The organism is Polaromonas sp. P1_E1_2 (genome assembly GCF_056406035.1).
In genome coordinates this window covers 1-3708 of sequence record NZ_JBFUAZ010000437.1, presented here as the reverse complement: position 1 = coordinate 3708, position 3708 = coordinate 1, and the positions used below count along the sequence as shown (strand labels likewise).

Here is a 3708-nt window from a genome sequence, read left to right as displayed (position 1 = left end):
GGGCACCGCTGAGCTTGAGCGTGTCGGCCAGCACCGCTTGCCAGCCTGCCGCCGAAATCGAGCGGCCCGCGAGGGCGGCTGCGACCAGCAGCATGGCACCCGTGGCCGCCGCTTCCACCGCATAGAGCTTGCCGGTAAAGACGCCGGCCAACAGCAGCACGATGGTGCCGCCCGCGAGCAGGGCGACTGCCACCTGCGCACGGCTGAGCGGGGTGTGCTGCGGCTTTTCCTGAAGCTTTCGCGCCTGGCGCCAGGCCACTAGGGCCCAGAGCGCCAGTACGCACAGGGCGGGCAACAGCGCGGCATGCATCACGTCCTGGGTGTTGATGATGCGCTGGCCGGCCTGCAGGTAGCCCGGCAGCCGGCTGGCTTCCAGGTGCGCCAGCATCATGGCATCGCCCAGCAGCAGCAAGACCAGAGAAGGCGGCACTACCACGCCTATGGTGGCGGCCACACTGATGATGGAGATGGCCTGCGCGGTGTCCAGGTGCGCCATGCGCGGTGCTATCAGGCGCGAAAGCAGGGCCGAACTGGAAGCGACCGAGCCGTTCATGGGCGCGATAAGGGCGCCGACACCCAGGGCCGAGAGGGCGTGCGCGCCGGCCAGGGGCCGGAACAGCCGCAGCAAGGCGGAGAACAGGGCGTCGGCCACTGTCAGGCGCTGCAGCAACACGCCCATGAAGACATACAGCGGCATAGCCTGCAGCAAATCGTTTTCCAGCAGGCCCAGTGTTCGCACGGGCAGGGCCTGCAAGATCTGGAGGTCAAAAGCGCCTGCGGCCAGGCCCAACGTGGCGAATAAGCTGGAGACGCCGATCAGCAAGGCCCAGACCGGCAGGCCGGTGGCGAGAATCAGCACGCCCAGGAGCAGAAGCATCCACAAGCCCGCGAGGGGGCCGGTGAAACTCATGGCGAGCCCGGCGCGCGGCCGTGCGGCAGGAGTTCGAGCAGGCCTTCCGCCAGCACCAGCAAGAGCATCAACACCATCGCGATCTTGATCACGAAGTAACCCGGGCTGAGTGTTTCACCGAACCGTTCGAAAGTAGCCACGGAAGCCACCAGTAGTGGCCAGCCGGCCCAGAGCATGAACAGCGCCCAGGGCGCGATGCAGACCAGCAGCGCCCAGGAATGCCAGCGCGGGCGGGGTGCGCCGGAAGGGTGCGGCTGCAGGGAAGCGAGGTGGGTATGGCTTCTGGAGGCCGCGGTCACGGCTACAGCCACGTACAGTGCGAATAGCACTTGCGCCGCATCATTGGCCTGGCGTGAGTAGGCCTGGACGAGTTCGCGCAGCGGCCATTGGGCCAGCAGCAGTGCCGCCAGCGGTAGCACCAGCAGCCCGAATACTGCTGTCATGCGTGTCAGACCCTTGTCGATCCAGGACACGGCCCCGGCGGCGGCCCGCATCATCATGCGGCGGCAAGGCTGCTGCCAGCCTTCCCCTCGGGCCGGTGCGGATCAGGCTGGGCAACGAGGCGAAGTTTCATTGGGTAATCCAGTGAATGGAAAAAATGAGGAGGGGTGCGGGAAAGTGTAGCGGGTTCAGGCTATAATATTTGACTAGTCGGAGTGTGGCGCAGTCTGGTAGCGCACCTGGTTTGGGACCAGGGGGTCCAAGGTTCGAATCCTTGTACTCCGACCAAAAATTCCCAGCAAAAAGCCCACTTATGTGGGCTTTTTCACGCCTGTCTGTTGGGGCGCCTCGCCAGTTCGGCCTTGGCAGCCCTCAGTCTCGCCAACGGCGGCGTTTTCAGGGCTTGAGTAACGACCCAAAGTTGGATGTGCGCCAGTATTCGCGCACCTGTTCCAGTTTTTCCTGAAAATCCCGAAAGTGCAGCGGCTTGCGCACGTAGCTGTTAAGYCCGCCCTGGAGCTCTTTCACCACCGGGGAGTATTTGGATTCGGACGTCAGGAGGATGACGGGTACAAAGAAGGTGCGGGGGTCGGCCCGCATGCGCTGCATGACTTCCAGCCCGCTGAGGCCGGGCAAATTCAGGTCCAGCATGACGAGTTCGGGCGGATGGTCGTTGGGCCGGTTGCTGTAAGCACCTTCGCAGAAAAGGTATTCCAGGGCTTCCGTGCCGTCGCGGGCAACGATGATTTCATGGTCCGCACCGTTTTCCTGCAATGTCACCGTGGTGAGCTCTACATGGGCAGGGTTGTCTTCCACCAGCAGCAGGATTGGTCGGGTCATGTGCGTGCCTTTGCGTTTCTTTCGTGTAGACAATATACCCCTGACAGGGAGCCAGCCATAGGTGAGTCATTGCGGTGTGTGAGAACCACAACAAACCGCCGTGTCCGAATCACTGCGTGCCGGACATGTCCGACCCTGTTGCCCGGGGTATCCGGCAGGCGTTTGAAGGTATGATTCGCGACGAACTGAATCCTGCAGTTCGCACGTTTGCGGCTCCGCCGCGCTGACACACATACAGACTGCCCGTAGCTCAGTTGGATAGAGCATCAGCCTTCTAAGCTGAGGGTCGGGGGTTCGATCCCCTCCGGGCAGGCCAATCGACCGCTTCAAGCTACTGCGGACCCGTGATCAAAGCCAATACGTTCCTCGCGATCCTCACGTACCCGAAGGTACGTTCCGGTCGCTGCGGTACGGTTTGGCTTTGCTGACGGGTCCTCGCTACGCTTGCTATCGGCCGATTTTCTTGTCTGGGCGTCAGCTCGATGCGCTTTTATCCTTACTTACCGCTCCGGCTCTTCCGGTGCGGCTCGGGCTTGCTGACGCGTTCTCGCTACGCGATCTGATCCCAAATCGGGGGACAACGCTCCTGGTATCGGATCGCCGCCGGACTCAACGTTTTTCGTACTGCGTCTTGCCAAACAGGATTTCCCGCGCCTTGTCGTCGGTGATGGGCCTGCGCAGATCGGCCAGTACCTTGACGCCACGCTGCACGGCGGGGCGGTCGCTGATCAGGTCAAACCATTTCTTGAGGTGAGGGTAGTCGGCCCAGTCGATGCCGTGGTTTTGCCAATTGCGCAGCCAGGGGAAGATGGCGATGTCGGCGATGGTGTATTCATCGCAGGCGATGAACTTGTGGGTGGAAAGCTGCTTGTCCATCACGCCGTAAAGCCGCTTCGTTTCATTCGTGTAGCGGTTGATGGCGTAGTCGATTTTCTCGGGCGCGTACTGCCGGAAATGGTGGGTTTGCCCGATCATGGGGCCGACGCCGCCCATCTGGAACATCAGCCACTGCAGCACCTGGAATTTGAGGCGGTCGCTTTTTGGCAAAAACTGGCCGGTTTTTGCGGCCAGGTACAGCAGGATGGCGCCGGATTCAAACACCGGGATCGGCTTGCCGTCGGGGCCGACCGGGTCAACCAGCGCAGGAATCTTGTTATTCGGGCTGATAGCCAGAAATTCGGGCTTGAACTGGTCGCCGGTGCCGATATTGACTGGAATCGCTTGCCAGTCCCGGTCCAGCTGCAGCCCGCATTCTTCCAGCATGATGTGGACCTTGTGGCCGTTCGGTGTGGGCCAGGAGTAAACATTGATCATTGGCGCTTCCTTGGACTAACATGAGGTTGCTGCACTTTAAGAGAAAAGCCAAAACCATGTTTGAGCGGTTGAAGAAAGTCTTTGTCGGGGGTAAGGGGGATGCGGGCGACGCCGGCGCCTCCGACGATGCCGTGTCCGAGTGGGCCGGTACCCGCGGCTTTTCTTATACCGGCCTGGGGGAAGGCAAGGGTTTTGCCCTGAAA

General features: G+C 61.7%; 4 protein-coding genes and 2 tRNA genes. 2 read left to right on the top strand and 4 right to left on the bottom strand.

What is annotated here, in order from left to right:
• Positions 1-910 (bottom strand): TRAP transporter large permease subunit (locus AC1D1P_RS17490; protein WP_477673838.1); only part of this gene is annotated, 910 nt, incomplete at its 3' end.
• Positions 907-1410: a C4-dicarboxylate ABC transporter substrate-binding protein gene (locus AC1D1P_RS17485; RefSeq protein WP_477673837.1), complete on the bottom strand. Its 504-nt coding sequence runs from the start codon at positions 1408-1410 to the stop codon at positions 907-909. The genes AC1D1P_RS17490 and AC1D1P_RS17485, both read right to left, overlap by 4 nt.
• A 152-nt stretch (positions 1411-1562) precedes the next feature.
• Between AC1D1P_RS17485 and AC1D1P_RS17480 the strand changes: the two genes are divergently transcribed.
• Positions 1563-1639: transfer RNA gene (locus AC1D1P_RS17480), tRNA-Pro, on the top strand.
• A 108-nt stretch (positions 1640-1747) separates the two neighbouring features.
• On the opposite strand, the gene AC1D1P_RS17475 is transcribed toward AC1D1P_RS17480, so the two are convergent.
• Positions 1748-2191, bottom strand: a complete 444-nt coding sequence (locus AC1D1P_RS17475; protein WP_477648732.1) for a response regulator — start codon at positions 2189-2191, stop codon at positions 1748-1750.
• 239 nt (positions 2192-2430) lie between these two features.
• Here AC1D1P_RS17475 and AC1D1P_RS17470 point away from each other — a divergent pair.
• Positions 2431-2507 (top strand) — tRNA-Arg (locus AC1D1P_RS17470).
• Between the two features lie 293 nt (positions 2508-2800).
• On the opposite strand, the gene AC1D1P_RS17465 is transcribed toward AC1D1P_RS17470, so the two are convergent.
• Positions 2801-3505, bottom strand: a complete 705-nt coding sequence (locus tag AC1D1P_RS17465; RefSeq protein WP_477669414.1) for a glutathione binding-like protein — start codon at positions 3503-3505, stop codon at positions 2801-2803.
• Positions 3506-3708 lie beyond the last annotated feature (203 nt).

Excerpts from the sequence above, each read along its gene's own strand:
- AC1D1P_RS17465 (WP_477669414.1), bottom strand. The coding sequence starts at position 3,505 with ATGATCAATGTTTACTCCTGGCCCACACCGAACGGCCACAAGGTCCAC.
- AC1D1P_RS17485 (WP_477673837.1), bottom strand. The coding sequence starts at position 1,410 with ATGATGATGCGGGCCGCCGCCGGGGCCGTGTCCTGGATCGACAAGGGT.